The organism is uncultured Megamonas sp. (assembly GCF_958438645.1).
In the GTDB taxonomy this organism is placed as follows: Bacteria; Bacillota; Negativicutes; order Selenomonadales; family Selenomonadaceae; genus Megamonas.
Map to the genome: position 1 here is coordinate 173,008 of NZ_CAUBSM010000004.1, position 17,634 is coordinate 190,641.

At 31.3% G+C, this 17,634-nt stretch carries 14 protein-coding genes; 3 read left to right on the forward strand and 11 right to left on the reverse strand.

The window, feature by feature from the left end; all coding sequences use genetic code 11:
- Positions 1–78 precede the first annotated feature (78 nt).
- Positions 79–768, reverse strand: coding sequence for a DUF305 domain-containing protein (locus Q5I67_RS05285; protein WP_302486593.1), 690 nt, complete (start codon positions 766–768; stop codon positions 79–81).
- Between the two features lie 138 nt (positions 769–906).
- Between Q5I67_RS05285 and Q5I67_RS05290 the strand changes: the two genes are divergently transcribed.
- The 3 genes from Q5I67_RS05290 to hcp all read left to right on the forward strand — a co-directional run bounded on the left by Q5I67_RS05290 (position 907) and on the right by hcp (position 4,698).
- Positions 907–1,728, forward strand: a complete 822-nt coding sequence (locus Q5I67_RS05290) for a carbon-nitrogen hydrolase family protein (RefSeq protein ID WP_302486594.1) — start codon at positions 907–909, stop codon at positions 1,726–1,728.
- A gap of 113 nt (positions 1,729–1,841) precedes the next feature.
- Positions 1,842–2,891, forward strand: coding sequence for a YeiH family protein (locus tag Q5I67_RS05295; RefSeq protein ID WP_296896154.1), 1,050 nt, complete (start codon positions 1,842–1,844; stop codon positions 2,889–2,891).
- Positions 2,892–3,063: 172 nt separating this feature from the next.
- Positions 3,064–4,698 (forward strand): hydroxylamine reductase, encoded by a 1,635-nt coding sequence (hcp, locus tag Q5I67_RS05300; protein WP_296896153.1) that lies wholly within the window; start codon positions 3,064–3,066, stop codon positions 4,696–4,698.
- Between the two features lie 57 nt (positions 4,699–4,755).
- Here the strand turns inward: hcp and Q5I67_RS05305 are convergent, their stop codons facing one another.
- From Q5I67_RS05305 to nifJ, 10 genes are all read right to left on the reverse strand, one after another.
- On the reverse strand, positions 4,756–5,301 hold the full coding sequence (locus tag Q5I67_RS05305) for a flavodoxin family protein (RefSeq protein WP_302486595.1): 546 nt from the start codon (positions 5,299–5,301) through the stop codon (positions 4,756–4,758).
- A 136-nt stretch (positions 5,302–5,437) separates the two neighbouring features.
- A complete protein-coding gene (locus Q5I67_RS05310; protein WP_302486596.1) occupies positions 5,438–5,944 on the reverse strand; it encodes a hypothetical protein in 507 nt (168 codons plus the stop codon).
- A gap of 198 nt (positions 5,945–6,142) precedes the next feature.
- On the reverse strand, positions 6,143–7,555 hold the full coding sequence (locus Q5I67_RS05315) for a glycoside-pentoside-hexuronide (GPH):cation symporter (RefSeq protein ID WP_302486597.1): 1,413 nt from the start codon (positions 7,553–7,555) through the stop codon (positions 6,143–6,145).
- Between the two features lie 50 nt (positions 7,556–7,605).
- Complete coding sequence (locus Q5I67_RS05320) at positions 7,606–8,205, reverse strand: AAA family ATPase (RefSeq protein WP_302486598.1); 600 nt, start codon at positions 8,203–8,205, stop codon at positions 7,606–7,608.
- A gap of 582 nt (positions 8,206–8,787) precedes the next feature.
- Positions 8,788–10,209, reverse strand: a complete 1,422-nt coding sequence (locus Q5I67_RS05325; RefSeq protein ID WP_302486599.1) for a glycoside-pentoside-hexuronide (GPH):cation symporter — start codon at positions 10,207–10,209, stop codon at positions 8,788–8,790.
- Positions 10,210–10,332: 123 nt separating this feature from the next.
- A complete protein-coding gene (locus tag Q5I67_RS05330; protein WP_302486600.1) occupies positions 10,333–10,935 on the reverse strand; it encodes an AAA family ATPase in 603 nt (200 codons plus the stop codon).
- Between the two features lie 528 nt (positions 10,936–11,463).
- Positions 11,464–12,210, reverse strand: coding sequence for an ABC transporter permease (locus Q5I67_RS05335; RefSeq protein WP_302486601.1), 747 nt, complete (start codon positions 12,208–12,210; stop codon positions 11,464–11,466).
- The gene (locus Q5I67_RS05340) at positions 12,200–12,943 is read right to left on the reverse strand and encodes an ABC transporter ATP-binding protein (protein ID WP_302486602.1); all 744 of its coding nucleotides are present in this window, start codon (positions 12,941–12,943) and stop codon (positions 12,200–12,202) included. Before Q5I67_RS05340 ends, Q5I67_RS05335 begins: the two co-directional genes overlap by 11 nt.
- Positions 12,940–13,896 (reverse strand): ABC transporter substrate-binding protein, encoded by a 957-nt coding sequence (locus Q5I67_RS05345; protein WP_302486603.1) that lies wholly within the window; start codon positions 13,894–13,896, stop codon positions 12,940–12,942. The genes Q5I67_RS05340 and Q5I67_RS05345 overlap by 4 nt, the downstream gene beginning before the upstream one ends.
- A gap of 148 nt (positions 13,897–14,044) precedes the next feature.
- Positions 14,045–17,569 (reverse strand): pyruvate:ferredoxin (flavodoxin) oxidoreductase, encoded by a 3,525-nt coding sequence (gene nifJ / locus Q5I67_RS05350; RefSeq protein WP_302486604.1) that lies wholly within the window; start codon positions 17,567–17,569, stop codon positions 14,045–14,047.
- Positions 17,570–17,634 lie beyond the last annotated feature (65 nt).

A 17,634-nucleotide genomic window follows, 5' to 3' on the forward strand; every position in this document is an offset into this window, starting at 1 on the left:
AAAGATTATTATACGTTTTGCTTTGACAAATGTAAACCATTCATTATAAAAAATATATTTAATTTACATTCTCATTTATTATAAACCTTGCTCTATTAATTTATCAAATTGTTTTATCTCTTTTGCTTGGTCTTTAATGATATTTTTAGCAATTTTTCTTATTTGCGGATTTTTAGTATATGCCAAAATCTGTTTACTAGCTTTTATAGCTCCCTCATGATGATATTTCATAGCTAAAATAAATGTATAATCAGCCGTTTTTTTATCACGTGTTCTAGTCACAGCAATCATTTTATTCATCATTTCCGCCATATTTTCTTTTTCTTTGGCTACAAATTCAGCATAAGCTTTTTCACTTAAATTACTATTGCTAAAATCTTCATTGGCTAAAAGCTCATTGAAATCTTCAATTTCTTTTGTCTGTGTCTTTATGATATTACGAGCTATTGCTTTTACTTCTTCATTACTGCCATATTCTAAAATCAATTTTGCAGAATCTATTGCTCCTTGATGATGTGGTATCATATTAGTGACAAAATCTTTATCCACATTGCCACTTTGCACAAATTCTTCATTCATCATCGGCATATGCATACTATCTACAATTTCATTATTGATTAATGGATCGAAATTAAATTTATCTACCTGCATTTGCGTATTTATATTATGATGCCTATAGTTATCATGATAATGTGCATTCGCTATATTGAAATTACCCACATTACTTATAATAGTCACACAGGTCAATGTTAATATTATTTTTTTCATAATAATTTCCTCGTATTATTTAAATTCATATTATTTCATAGCAAAATTATATGATTTGCTTTCATAAATGTCAATAAAAATAAACTTACATATATATTATAAAAACTATATTATAAAAACAAATCAGGAGGCTTTTTCATGCTCAATATTTTACAATTACAAACAAAAGTCTTATCTTCAAAAGAACAAACTTTAAACTACATTGAAACTTATCTAAAAAAATCACTTCATCTTTATCCAGATATTGTAACTTTACCAGAAATGTTTAACTGCCCTTATAATAATGCTTCATTTCCCCTATATGCAGAATATGAAGGCGATATCACTTATAAATTTTGTCAAAATCTAGCTAAAAAATACAATATCTATTTGAGTGCTGGCTCTATTCCTGAAAAAGATGAGCAAAATCATATCTTCAACACAGCTTATGTCTTTGACAATAGGGGCAATTGCATCGCTAAACATCGCAAAATGCATTTATTCGATATAGATGTAAAAAATGGTCAACAGTTTAAAGAATCAGATACTTTATCTGCTGGAAATAATATCACTGTTTTTAACACTAAATGGGGAAAAATGGGATTATGTATCTGTTATGATTTTCGTTTTCCTGAACTCGCTCGATTAATGACGGATTTAGGAGCAAAAATTATCTTTGTTCCTGCTGCTTTCAATATGACAACAGGCCCACTTCATTGGGAATTATTATTCCAAAGTCGTGCTGTAGATAATCAAGTATTCACCATTGGTACCGCTCCTGCTAGAGATTTAAGTGCTTCTTACCATTCTTATGGTCATAGCATCATCGTTTCTCCTTGGGGAAAAGTTTTAAATCAAGCAGATTTTGAAGAAAACTTTTTATTTACAACTATAGATTTAAATGAAATTAATCTCGTTCGTGAACAAATACCACTCTTGAGACATCGTCGTTTAGATATCTATGAATTAAGACAAAAATAAAATCAATAACCTTGCACAAATCAAAAAAATAAGTTAAAATATCTCCTTGTTATAAAAATTACCGATTAAATATAAACATTTGATAGGTAATTAAATATAGGAGGTATTATTATATGTTATTAATTAAAGACCGCATTCAAGGACTTCTTCTTTGTTTTGTCCTAGCATTACCTGCTTATTTTTTAGGTAAAGAATTTGAAATCATTGGCGGTCCTGTATTTGCTATCTTAATTGGTATGTTATTATCTAAATTCGTTCGTGAAAAAGATATCTTAAAAAGTGGAATTACTTTTACATCAAAAAAAGTCTTACAATATGCTGTTATTTTATTAGGTTTTGGTTTAAATTTAAGCACTGTCATCGCTGTAGGTGCTACATCTTTGCCAATCATTATTTCTACAATTGCCACTTCATTAATTACAGCCTACATAATTTTTAAATTAATCAATATACCTGCTAAATCTTCTATTTTAATTGGTGTAGGTTCTTCTATTTGCGGTGGTTCTGCAATCGCTGCAACAGCACCTGTTATTGATGCTAATCATAAGGAAATCGCTCAAGCTATTTCTGTTATTTTCTTATTCAATATCATCGCTGCTTTAATCTTTCCTACTTTAGGTAATCTTTTAGGTTTATCCAACCATGGATTTGCACTTTTTGCAGGTACTGCTGTCAATGATACTTCTTCGGTTACAGCAGCAGCTTCTTCTTGGGATAGCATGCACAATACTGGTACACAAGTTTTAGATAGTGCCACTATTGTAAAACTCACAAGAACACTTGCTATCATTCCTATCACATTAATCTTAGGTTTTTATCAGGCCAAAAAAGCCTCTGGTCAAAATAAAGCTAGTGTAAAATCTGCTTTTCCAATGTTTATTTTATATTTTATTATTGCCTCTATCATTACAACTATCTTAAATTATTTTATGGATGTAAATATTTTTTCTGCTGAATTATCTTCGGCTATTTTAACGTTTTTTGCTTTAATGAAATTCTGTAGTAAATACTTTATCATCATGGCCATGGGAGCTATTGGTCTACACACTGATATCATCGATTTAATAAAAAATGGTGGTCGTCCTATAATCATGGGTTTTTGCTGTTGGGTAGCTATTGCCTGCGTAAGTTTATTTGTTCAACACCTTTTAGGTTTATGGTAATAAATACAAATAATTTCTAAATTTTAGAAGCTAGAATATAATTTTTTATATATTCTAGCTTTTTTATTTTTAATTTATAAATTTTGTTGTTTTTACAACATACTTTTAAATTAAGCCTAATTATAATAAATATATCAATTAAATTACAAATAAAATTATTGGAGAGATAATTATGGAAAATAAAATGTTTTGCTTTCAATGTCAAGAAACTGCACAATGCAAAGGTTGTACACGTGTAGGTGTTTGCGGAAAATCTGCCACTACTGCTACACTTCAAGATTTGTTGATTTATGCAACTAAAGGTCTTTGCGAAATCACTACTAAACTTCGTCAAGAAAAACAAACTATCAGTCGTAAATTAAATCAATTCATTTGTGAAAGTTTATTTATCACTATCACTAATGCCAATTTTGATGATGATATTATCAAAAGACGCATCACAGAGACTTTAACTTATAAACAAGAACTACTTGCAAAATTACAAAATAAAGATAATTTATCCCCTGTAGCTCTTTGGACTACTAATGATGAAAATTCCTACCTAGAAAAAGGTGCTACTATCGGTGTATTATCTACTGAAAATGAAGATATTCGCAGTCTTCGTGAATTAATCACTTATGGTTTAAAAGGTATGGCAGCATACAATAAACATGCCAATGCCCTCGGTAAATACAACGATGAAATTGACGCATTTTTACAAGCTACTTTAGCTAAAACAGTTGATGATAATTTATCCGGAGAAGAATTAACATCTCTTGCTTTAGAAACTGGTGCTTTTGGTGTAAAAGTCATGGCACTTTTAGATGAAGCAAATACTTCTCGCTATGGTAATCCAGAAATCACATCTGTAGATATCGGTGTTCGCAATAATCCAGCAATCTTGATTTCTGGTCATGATTTACGCGATTTAGAAATGCTTCTTGAACAAACTCAAGGAACTGGTGTTGATGTATATACACATAGCGAAATGCTTCCTGCACATTACTATCCATTCTTTAAAAAGTATAAAAACTTCGCAGGCAACTATGGTAATGCTTGGTGGAAACAAAAAGAAGAATTTTTATCCTTCAACGGCCCAATCTTATTGACTACTAACTGCCTCGTACCACCAAAAGCTGAATATAAAGATAGAATTTATACTACAGGTGTTGTTGGCTTTGCAGGCTGTAAACATATCCCTGGAGAAATCGGCGAAACTAAAGATTTCTCTGCTATTATTGAACATGCCAAAAAATGCCCACCACCAACACAGATTGAAACTGGTTCTATCGTAGGTGGTTTTGCTCATAATCAAGTTTTAGCACTTGCTGACAAAGTAGTTGAAGCTGTAAAATCTGGTGCTATCAAAAAATTTGTAGTTATGGCTGGCTGTGATGGTCGTCAATTAGCTAGAAATTATTATACTGACTTTGCTAAAGCACTTCCTCAAGATACAGTTATCTTGACTGCTGGCTGTGCAAAATATAAATACAATAAATTAAATCTAGGCGATATCGGTGGTATACCTCGCGTTTTAGATGCTGGTCAATGTAATGACAGCTATTCACTCGCTTTGATTGCCTTAAAACTTAAAGAAGTATTTGGCTTAGATGATATCAATGAATTACCAATCGCTTATAATATCGCATGGTATGAACAAAAAGCTGTTATCGTTCTTTTAGCACTTCTTTATCTTGGTGTAAAAAATATAAAACTTGGTCCTACACTTCCAGCTTTCTTATCTCCAAATGTAGCTAAAGTTCTTGTAGACAACTTCGGTATATCCGGCATTAACAGCGTAGAAGAAGATATTAAATCTCTTATCTAAAACTTAAAACACAATAAAAAAGACGGTATAAAAACCGTCTTTTTTATTTTCTTTATTTTATTTTTTCATATTTAAATATTTTTCTCTTAATGATATTTTACGTTTCATTGCTTCAACGAAAGCTCTCGCTCGTGAAAAATCCTCTTCATTAGGATGCATAGACGCTTTTTGCCAACGTTCAAGATTACGAGGTGTTGCTGCATGAGGATCATTTTTATCAGCATTTTTGCGTCTTTCAAGCATTACTGGATTTATTTTTCCTTGGCTGGCAAAAGTTCCTAATACTTTGCAATTGTCCCCTAAATAACTAGCAGCTCTAGCAAAAGCAGTTATTGAATGTTCACTATTTAATTCCGCACCTTGAGTTTGAAATAATATCACTGTCTTATTATTCAATTTAGCTAATAACTCTTGAACCTTTTTATCTGGTTCACCGCGAGTGAGCCAATATCCTACAGCTATATTATCATAATCTGCTAAATTAAAATTATCTTTCACTGCATAAATATCAGCTTCACCCTCATTAAATCCATTATAAATAGCCTCTGCTATTTGTTTTGTATTTCCAGTTACACTAGAATAAACTATCAACCATTTTTTCATTGTACATACTCCAATCTTATTGAATTATATAATATTATAATAAAAAAATTTATAAATTCAGTTGTTTTTACAACTAAATAAAAAAGGATTAACCTTAAAGGCTAATCCTTCTATTGATATAATTCCACTATTAATATTAAAATTCAATCTGTAATTTAAATTCAGTTTCTTGATTTTCTTCTTTTGCCCAAGTATTTAACATATTAATCATTGCAATAAAAGATGATGCAGAAATATCTTCAATGATATTTTGATTTTCTTTAGAACGTCCGCCCACATATTCAAGAGTAATACTACTGGATAATCTTTCATCTGCATCTTTAAATAAAGTATTAATTACACTATTTAATGTAGCTTCATTAATTACTTCATAATCACTCAAATCATTATTACAAAAAATAGTAGTTAAATTGAAAAATCCTTTTTCTCTATCGCTAATAGGTATTGCAAAATATCTATTTTCATACTTTTTATTATAAGGCACATCATAACTATGTTCATAATCCCTTACTTCATATTTACCTACTAAATAAGAAGTAGGTTTACTTTGTTCATTTCGTACTACTTTTACTAATTCTTTGAAAGATACTCTAAAAGTATTTTCTTTAAATCCTTGCTTGTTAATATAAAGATAAACTTTCATTTGGTGCCATGCCTCTTTTCTCCTCAAATTCTATTACTAATAATACCATTATATTTGCAAAACGTCTATTAAAATGAAAATTCAATAAAAATATAATTTTTAAAAAATACAAATGAAATAACATAAAAAAAGGACATTCCCATAAAAGAATGTCCTTTTTAAGATTATTTCATTTTAAGAAGATGTTCTTTATATTTATTATTTATTATCTTTGCCCCAAGTACGTTCGAGTTCTCTAACGATTTCGGCATGTTTTTCTTCAGTTAATTTAACTTTAGCTTTGTAAATGAATGTTGCAATAATAAGTAAAACAAATGGAATTGCAAACATAATCAATTGGAAGTTAAGTAAATTTTCAGGAGTAATGCTTGCTGCTGTAACTTTATTACCAGACATACCAACCCAAACAGCTGTGAAACCTACGATAGCAGATGTGATAGCACCGCCTAATTTATCGATTAAAGGACGTACGCAAAGTACAAGTGCTTCATCGCGATGACCAAGTTTTAACTGACCATATTCAACAGTATCTGTAATTGTCATTAATACAACAAGGAAGATAAGAGGCTGTGGTAAAGCAAATAAACCAGCACCAAGTAATGTTAAATATACATTTTGACCAGCGAAATAGTAAATTACAACAGCAATCAACATGATTGCGATAGAGTAGAAGAATAATTTACGTCTACTGAATTTTTTAGTTAAGGAAGGGAATAAAGCAACTGCCATTAAACCAATGATAACGTTGATTACACCTAAGAAGGAGAACTGAGAAGAATCACCTAATACATAGATGAAGTAATAAAGGTTGAAGTTATTGATAAGGTTCTGACCTAAACCAAAGATAAGATATGCAAATGCAATCCATAAGAGCTGGTCATTTTTCATTAATACGGAGAAAACCTGACCAAAAGATGTATCAGTTTTATTTTCACGAAGTGCAGAAGCATGTTCTTTTGTACCAATACCGAGGATAATTGCACCAGCAGTTGCGATTAAACCACCGATTGCAGCAAATGCAAACCAACCTGTAGCATCACCTGCACCACCGTTACTGTTTTTAGAAAAAGCTAAAACAATTGGAATAACGATGATAGTTACAAGCTGACCACCAAATACAGAACCGATACGAGCATAAGTAGCTGTGATTTCACGTTCACGAGAATCGAAAGAAAGTGCTGGTATCATAGACCAAATAGCAACGTCTTTAGCTGAATAGAAAATATCCATGATTATATATAAGATAGCAAAAACAACTAAGTACATTATAGGACTTGTTTCAGCTAAACCACCAATATCAGTGAATAAAATAGCTAATGTAACTGCAGCAATAACTGCACCAGAAAGAACCCATGGTTTAAATTTGCCCCATCTTGTTTTTGTTTTATCGATAGTGTTACCGATGAATGGGTCAATGAAAAGTTCTGCGACACGAATAACAAGAATAACTGTTGTTACAAGACCGATCATATATTCATTGTAACTTGTGTCATCTGTGTTAAATAAGTTACTTGTTACGAAAATCATAAAATAAGTACCAATCATTGCATAGAAGAAGTCATGCCCAAAGGTACCACACGCATATGCTACACGTGATAAAAATTTTGACATATAAATGCCTCCCATTATGTTATTAAATTTTTAATGATTACATTAAATAATTATCTAACTGTATTTATATATTCAATGATAGCATCTGCTATTTTATCCAAAGATCCACTGCTAGTATTTACTACTAAATCATAATTTACTGGATTTCCCCATTTTTTACCAGTATAGTAGTTATAATATCTAGCTCTCTTATCATCTTCTTGATTTAATTCTTTTAATGTTTTACCATCATAAACATCTTTACCTCTTTGTGCTCTATATTCATCATTAGCACAAACAAAGATAGAAAAATGATTTGGTATATCTTCAAGTACATAATCAGCGGAACGACCTAAAATAACACAAGGGCCATCTTCAGCAAGTTTTCTAATTACGCTAGCTTCTGCAATAAACATACCACGGCTAGATTCACCTGCATGATTACCAAAAGAATGGAATGGTACATAAGTAAGTGTCATTGGTTGAACAGTATTTTCTAATTCTTTCAAATCTTCTTCACTTAAATCATCAATGCCAAGTTTTGCAGCTGCAAGATGGATAATCTGTTTATCGTATAATTTAACATTCAATTTTTTAGCTAAAATTGTTGCTAATTCACGACCACCACAGCCATACTGACGACTTATTGTAATTACTGTATTTGAGTTCATATTCGATCCCTCTCTTTAAATATTAAATATAATTAAATAAGAAAATGCTCAACTTATCAAATATATAATAATAAATAAAAGTATATGATTTTTTTGAAAATTCCTATCAAACTTATAGTTTGAAAACGTTTACAATAAATAATTTCGAAATGCACATTTCTAATAAAAGCTTTGTTATTATTATATTTTATATCGTTACCGATAGCAATGTTTAATGTTGCTAAAAATTGTACATATGTTGTATATTATATTAATATACCTATATAAAATAAAGTTATAACAAGTTACATTTATCAAATAAAATACCATAATAAAAGAATTTACTAATCATATCACATGTAATAAAATCTTTTTTTGTTGCCAATTATATATAAATTCTTTATCACTCTAAAGAAAAAATTAGAATCCATTTATATTTTTAATATAAAATTATATGTATCTAATAACAAAAATAATAATTTAAATTTAAAACATAATTATATTAGAAGGAAATCTATCAAAATATAATCAAAAATTAAAATAAAAAAGGACATTCTCTAAAGAATGCCCCTTTTTTAAGTACTAATTTATAAAGATATAAAATTATTTATCTTTACCCCAAGTACGTTCAAGTTCTTTAACAATTTCAGCATGTTTTTCTTCTGTCAATTTTACTTTTGTTCTATAAATTAAAGTTGCAATGATTAAGAATACAATTGGAGTAGCAAACATGATCATTTCAAAAGTTAATTTATTAGAAGCAGTAATTGTTTCTGCTGTAGCACCGCCGGACATGCCAACCCAAACAGCTGTGAAACCTACGATAGCACTTGTAACAGCACCAGATAATTTATTAATTAATGGTCTGATAGAAAGAATAAGGGATTCATCACGATGACCAATTTTTAACTGACCATATTCAACAGTATCTGTAATAGTCATTAACACAACGAGGAATACAAGTGGTTGAGGAAGATTGAATAAACCAGCAGCAATTAAGCACATAACTGTGTTTTGACCTGCAAAAGCATAAATGATAAGTGCGATTACCATGATTGCAACAGATGCAACAAATAATTTACGTCTTTTGAAGTTTTTAGTCAATGTTGGGAATAAAGCAACAGCAAGTAAACCAATAACAACATTGATAACACCTAAGGAAGATAATACTGTAGAATCACCTAAGATATAAGTGAAATAATACATTTGGAAAGCATTTACTAAATCTTGACCAAAGCAGAAAATAAGGAATGTAATAGCAATCCACATTAACTGGTCATTTTTACCTAAGATAGAGAATACTTCTTTGAAAGATGTTTCTTTTTTATTTTGACGAAGTGCAGAAGCATGTTCTTTTGTACCAAGACCAAGGATAATAGCACCAAGAATAGAAATACCACCGCCGATTACAGCAAATGCAAGCCAACCTTGTGCATCACCAACACCGCCATTTTTATTAACGGAGAAGAATAATACAATTGGAATAACCATTACTGTAACAAGTTGAGCACCAAATACAGAACCAATACGAGCAAAAGTAGCTGTGATTTCACGTTCACGAGAATCAAAGGACATTGCAGGAACCATAGACCAAATAGCAACGTCTTTTGCTGAGTAGAATACGTCCATAACGATATATAAAATAGCAAATACTACTAAATATAACATTGGGCTAGAAGTTAATCCACCCATATCAGTGAATAAAATAACCAAGGAAATAGCAGCAATTAAACCACCAACGATAACCCATGGTTTAAATCTTCCCCATCTAGTATTTGTTTTATCAATTGTATTACCAATAAATGGGTCAATGAAAAGTTCTGCAATACGAATTACTAAAATAACTGTCATTATTGTAGCAATCATATATTCATCATGAGCCTGATTTCCAGAATTAAATAAATTACTAGTTATGAACATGATAAAATATGTGTTTACCATCATGAAGAATATATCATGTCCAAAAGTACCGCAAGCATATGATATGCGTTGCATTAGTTTACTACCACCATTATTACCTGACATTTATAAGTCCTCCTAATAAAATTATAAATAATATTTAATAAAAATAATAAAAAATTATTAACAAACTTATGTAGATAACAGCTTTTTGCTGTTACCTTTATATTTATTTTAGTTCTTTATTCTTTAACCCTGAACTTTATTAATATATTCAATAATAGCATCTGCTACTTTGTCTAAAGGCACTTTACTAGTATTAACAATTAAATCATAGTTAGAAGCTTCGCCCCATTTTTTACCTGTATAGTAATTGTAATATCTAGCTCTCTTTTCATTTTCGATATTTAATTCTTTTAATGTTTTACCTTCGTAAACATCTTTACCTCTTTTTTCTCTATATTCATCATCAGCACAAACGAAAATAGAGAAATGATTTGGTAAATCTTCTAATACATAATCTGCACAACGACCTAAGATAACACAAGGGCCATCATCAGCAAGTTTTCTAACAACACTAGCTTCAGATAAGAACATACCTCTGCTAGATTCACCCATACGAGTACCAAAAGAATGGAATGGCATAAAAGTTAAAGTCATTGGATGAACAGTATTTTCTAATTCTAATAAATCCTGTTCAGATAAATCATTAATACCTAATTTAGCTGCTGCTATATGAACAATTTGTCTGTCATATAATTTTACATTTAACTTTTTAGCTAAAATTTCAGCTAATTCACGACCACCACAGCCATATTGTCTACTTACTGTGATTACTGTGTTTTCTTTCATTAAAATCACCTACTCATTTATTTTATTATCAGCATGGAACCGATAACAATTTAAGATTTAATTAAACTATCATATCATTATTTATATTTATAAATGCAATATTATATCAATAAATAAAACCATATGATTTTTTAGAAAATTCAATTTCATATAAATGAAAACGTTTACACATATGACAAAAATTATAGTTTTAAATTACTATATATCTTTTTAAAATTATAATAATTTAAAATTTATCAATAATACTATTATTTTTCGCCGATTTAAGTCTATTATATCGTTTCAATCAATCAAAATTAAGATACAATTTCCTTAAAAATCTTCTTATGTAATAACTTAAGTAATGAAAATCTACAACATAAGTACAAAAAAACAAACGTTTACATCATCAAATTTACAATTTTCTTATGCTTTAATTATACTCACCTACCTATATAAAGTCAATATACAATTTTCAAAAAATTATATATAAAATTAAAATTAATTGCAAAAAAGATGGCTCCAGCAATTTTACTAGAGCCATCTTTTTTATATTTTTTTCTGCCATTTGCAAAAATGATTTTCTGCTAAATCTAAAATACCAAATAAACACAAACCGATCAAACTTAAAACAATAATACCTGCATACATATCTAAATAATTTACACGAAGCCATGCATCCATGATAAAATAACCCATGCCATATTTTGTACCAAATGTCTCAGTAAAAAACAATACTGATATAGCTGTTCCCATTGCTACACGTAAAGCTGTAATGAAATTTGGCAATACAGCTGGCCATAATATATTTAAAAAGATCTGTTTAAAAGATGCACCTAAACTATATAAAGGAAAAAACATTTCTTTTGGTATAGTCTTTATACTATCGCGAATAGCCACCAACACTTGAAAAATCACAATTAAAAATATCATTATGATTTTGGGTAATTCTCCAATGCCTGCTAAAAGCATTAAAATAGGTAATAATGCAATCTTAGGAATAGGATATGTTAAATAAACAATCGGTGCTAAAATTTTATCGCATTTTTGATAATATCCCATCATCACTGCTATCGGAATACCGATTATCACTGCTAAAAATACACCTGCTACAATTCTCCAAATACTATATATAGCATGAATAGCTATGGTCTGTGTAAAAATATTAATCAATCTTTCCATAACTAAAACAGGAGATGGTATAATCGGTAGATGTACTATCATAGATACTACATACCACAAAATCAATAAAAATACTATTGCAGGTAGATAAAAATGCCATGATCTATCTTTCATTCTTTTTACCTGCTTTCTTTAAATAATCCCTTATTTCTTTGCTTAATGAGTAAAATATCTCTTTATCTCGGAAATTTTTATCACCAAATAAAGGATTATCAATTATTTTATAGATAGTGCCTGGATTGGTAGTCATGACTATTATTTTTTGTCCTAAATAAAGTGCTTCTTCTACATAATGTGTTACTAATACTGTAGAAACCTTTTGCTTTTGCCATAAATCAATAAATACATCTTGCATTTCTTCTCGTGTAATAGCATCTAATGCTGAAAAAGGTTCATCCATTAATAATAAATCAGCCTTCAATGCAAATGCTCTAGCTAAACTAACACGTTGTTGTTGTCCACCACTTAAATTATTAGGATAGCGATTTAGTAAATTAGTTAAACCTAAGGTGTCTATTAAATTCTGTGGCAACTCTTGTTTTATTTCCTTTTTTATTTTTAAACCCAATAAAATATTATCTTTAACTGTAAGCCATGGCAATAATCCATAGTTTTGAGGAATAAAACCTATAGTTTGCTTTTTAGGTGAAGGCTTTTCACCATTTATCTGTACTAAACCCTGATAATTTTTATTTAATCCCGCTAAAATATTTAATAAAGTGGATTTACCACAACCTGAAGGTCCAATCACTGCACAAGTTATTCCTGTTGGCAGATTTAAATTAATATCTTCTAATATATTATTTGTATCGTCATATCTTACATAAAGTCTATCTACTGTAATCATTTTGTTAAAATATCACTTACTATATCTTCATAATTATATTTTTCAGTTACTAATTCTTTTTTATTAAGCCAATTTATAGATTTATCCCAATCAGATTTTTCTGGCAATGCAGCTTTCATGTATTTAGGCATAACCATAGCATCTTTTGTAGCTGGTGGTAATCCTGCTGTTTCAATAACTAAATCCATATATTCTTCTTGCGGTGTAGAATTTAAATAATCAACCGCTTTGTCATAAGCTCTATACATAGCTTTTATAGCTTCTTTTTTATTTTCTACACTATCGTTTGTAAATACCATTACACCTGGATTTATTTTCATAGCTTCAGAAGAATTTACTAAATGACTGCCATTTTTTACAGCTATACTGCCCATAGGTTCAGGAAGAACTGCACCATCTAATTTACCATTTTGTAACATTTCTAATCTTGTAGGGATCTGTGGTATTACTGTTTTATTGATATCTGCTTCTGTCATATTATTTTGAGCAAGCATTTCATCTAATACAAATTCAATAATAGTATTTTTAGAAACAGATATATTCTGTCCTTTCATTTCTGCTAAAGATTTAGCAGTATTACCAGTACCTGCAATCAAACAATAATTTCCATTAGTAGAAGAAGTTATTTTTACATCAAAGCCCCCAGCTTTAGCAAATCCAGCTGCTAACATATCAGATACGCCACCATCTAAATTGCCACTTTGAAGGGCACTATCTCTATCCATCGCACTTTTAAAATATTGCAATTCTACATTTACACCTTCATCTTTAAAATAGCCTTTTTCTTGGGCTATGATAAAAGGTATAGAATCAATATCTGGCATTAATCCAATTTTTAAAGTTTCTTCTGTTGAATTATTATTATCTGTTGCTACATTTTCATCTGTAGTTGATCCACAAGCTGTACATAGCATAGATAAAATACACATCGCTAATATTAGTAATTTTTTCAAATCACTCAATCCCTTCATATATAATATAGTTAAAATATGATTAACTATTTAATTAATCCTTTTATATCATATCAAAAAAAACTTAATTCATGCAATAAAAAACTGACGCTAATAAATAGCGTCAGTTTTATTTCATCAGCACGAAAAATTATTTACCTGCTAATTTTTTATATCCTTCAAGACGTTCTTTTGCATCTCTTTCTGTTTTTGCAAATAATTCATCTGCAATTTCAGGGAATGCACGTTTTAAGGATGTATAACGAACTTCACCTTGAATGAATTCTTGGAAGTTTCCTGTTGGTTCTTTAGAGTCTAAGCTGAATGGATTTTTATCTGTGCCACGTAATTCAGGATTATAACGATAAGTAGCCCAGTAACCAGCTTCAACAGCACGTTTAGTTTCGTTTTGGCTCTTGCCCATACCTGCACGTAAACCATGGTTGATACATGGAGCATATGCAATGATAAGAGATGGTCCTTTATAAGCTTCTGCTTCAGCAATAGCTTTTAAAGTCTGATTTTTATCGTAACCCATAGCAATTTGTGCTACATACACATAGCCATAGCTCATTGCCATCATGCCGATATCTTTTTTCTTAGTGCGTTTACCGGCTGCAGCGAACTGAGCGATAGCAGCAGCTGGAGTAGCTTTAGAGGACTGTCCACCAGTATTTGAGTAAACTTCTGTATCAAGAATTAATACGTTAACATCTTCACCAGAAGCGAGTACATGGTCAAGACCGCCATAACCGATATCATAGCCCCAACCGTCACCACCGATGATCCATTGAGAACGTTTTACAAAGAAATCTTTTTTATCGTAAATTTCATTTAAGAGTGCATTATCGCCTTTTTCAGCTTCAAGAAGTTCAGTCATTTTTTCTGCACGTTCACGGCTACCTTCACCTTCGTTGATGTTAGCTTGCCAATCTGTAAATGCAGCTTTAAGTTCATCACTGCCAAGACCTTCTTCTAAAGCCTGAGTGATTTTAGAAGATAATGCTTCACGAACAGCTTTTGTTCCAAGGAACATACCTAAACCATATTCTGCATTGTCTTCAAATAAGGAGTTAGCCCAAGCAGGACCTTGACCTTTATGATTTTTAGTGTATGGCATAGATGGTGCAGAACCGCCCCAAATAGAAGAACAGCCTGTAGCATTAGCTACCATCATGCGATCACCAAAGAGCTGAGTAATGAGTTTTACATATGGAGTTTCACCACAACCAGCACAAGCACCAGAGAATTCTAAAAGTGGTTGTTCGAACTGACTACCTTTGAGAGTAGTTTTCTTCATAGGGTTTTTCTTAGGTGCAACTTTTGTAGCATCAACAGCATAATCAAATTCAGCTTGTTTTTCAATTTGTGTTGCAATAGGTTTCATAGTGAGAGCAGAACCTTTTGGAGCTGGACAAATATCAGCACAGTTACCGCAACCTGCACAATCTTTTGCAGAAATAGTGATTGCAAAATTCAAACCTTTAGCACCAAGAGCTGGTTTAGATTTCATTGTTGCTGGAGCATTAGCTACTTCTTCATCTGTCATAAGCACTGGACGAATTGCAGCGTGTGGACATACGAAGGAGCACTGGTTACATTGAATACATTTGTCGATATCCCATTCTGGAACATTGATAGCGATACCACGTTTTTCATAAGCAGCAGTACCTACTGGGAATGTACCATCTTCAATACCTTTGAAAGCACTTACAGGAAGTTTATCGCCTTCTTGACGGTTCATTGGATTTTGAATGTTTTTAATGAAATCAGGGATATTTGCATCTGTATCATCAGCATCTTTAGCATCTTTCCAAGAAGCTGGAACTTCTACTTTGTGAAGAGCTTCAATACCTTTATCGATAGCACCATTATTCATATCAACGATATGTTGACCTTTTTTACCATAAGAAGTAACAACAGCATCTTTAAGATATTTAACAGCTTCATCAATAGGAATGATATTTGCAAGTTTAAAGAATGCAGACTGCATAACCATGTTAAAGCGACCGCCAAGACCGAGTTCTTGAGCAATTTTAACAGCGTTTACAGTATAGAAGTTAATATTATTTTCTGCAATATAACGTTTCATATATGCAGGAAGTTTTTCTGTTAATTCTTCATCAGTCCAAAGTGTATTTAATAAGAATGTACCATTTGGTTTTAAACCAGCAAGTAAATCATATTTATCTACATAAGACTGTTGAGAACAAGAAATGAAGTTTGCTTTATTGATGAGATATGGAGACATAATTGGTTTTTTACCAAAACGCAAGTGAGACATTGTTACCCCACCAGATTTTTTGGAATCATATGCAAAATATGCCTGTGCATACATATCTGTTTTATCACCGATGATTTTAACAGCACTTTTATTTGCACCTACAGTACCATCAGAACCGAGGCCCCAGAATTTGCAAGCTGTTGTTCCTTCTGGAGTAAGGTCGATATCTTCATGATATTCAGGTAAAGAAGTGAAAGAAACATCATCTTTGATACCGATAGTAAATCCATTTTTAGGAGCATCTTTTTTGAGTTCATCATAAACTGCAAAGATTTGATCTGGAGTAACATCTTTACCACCAAGACCATAACGACCACCAACAATTGTTGGACGTAAATCGCTATTATAAAGAGCAGACTGAATTTCAAGATATAAAGGTTCACCGATAGAACCAGCTTCTTTTGTACGGTCCATAACAGCAATTTTCTTAACAGTTTTTGGAAGTGCATTCAAGAAATGTTTTACGGAGAATGGTCTGTAAAGGTGAATGGATACTACACCTACTTTTTCTCCTTTAGCATTTAAATAGTCAACAACTTCCATAGCTGTATCACATAAAGAGCCCATAGCAATAATTACACGATCAGCATTTGGGTCACCATAATAGTTGAATAATTGATAATTACGGCCTGTTAATTTGTTGATTTCAGCCATAGCATCTTCAACCATTTGAGGAACAGCTTCATAGTAAGGATTTGCAGATTCTTGACCTTGGAAATAAATATCAGGGTTTTGGCTAGTACCACGAATTACTGGATGATCTGGATTTAATGCATTATGACGGAATTTATTTACAGCTTCCCAATCAAGCATTTTGCCTAAATCTTCATAATCTAAAACTTCAATTTTTTGGATTTCATGAGAAGTTCTGAAACCATCAAAGAAGTTTACAAATGGTACACGGCTTTTAATAGCTACAAGATGAGCTACAGCACTTAAGTCCATAACTTCTTGAACACTAGCTTCTGCAAGCATAGCACAACCAGTTTGGCGAACTGCCATAACATCACGTTGATCACCAAAAATATTAAGAGAAGATGTTGCAAGAGCACGAGCACTTACATGGAATACACCTGGGAGCAATTCACCAGCAATCTTATACATATTAGGGATCATTAATAAAAGACCCTGAGAAGCAGTATAAGTAGTAGTTAATGCACCAGCCTGTAAGGAACCATGTACTGTACCAGCAGCACCTGCTTCAGATTGCATTTCTACAACACGTACTTTTTGGCCAAAAAGGTTTTTCTTGCCTTTTGCTGCCATTTCATCTACAGCTTCTGCCATTGGAGATGATGGGGTAATTGGGTAAATAGCTGCTACATCTGTAAATGCATATGATATATATGCTGCAGCAGTATTACCATCCATAGTTTTCATATGTTTGCTCATATTTTCAAATAAGCTCCCTTCTATATATATATACCCTTTTATAGGCATTTTAAACTATAACACAC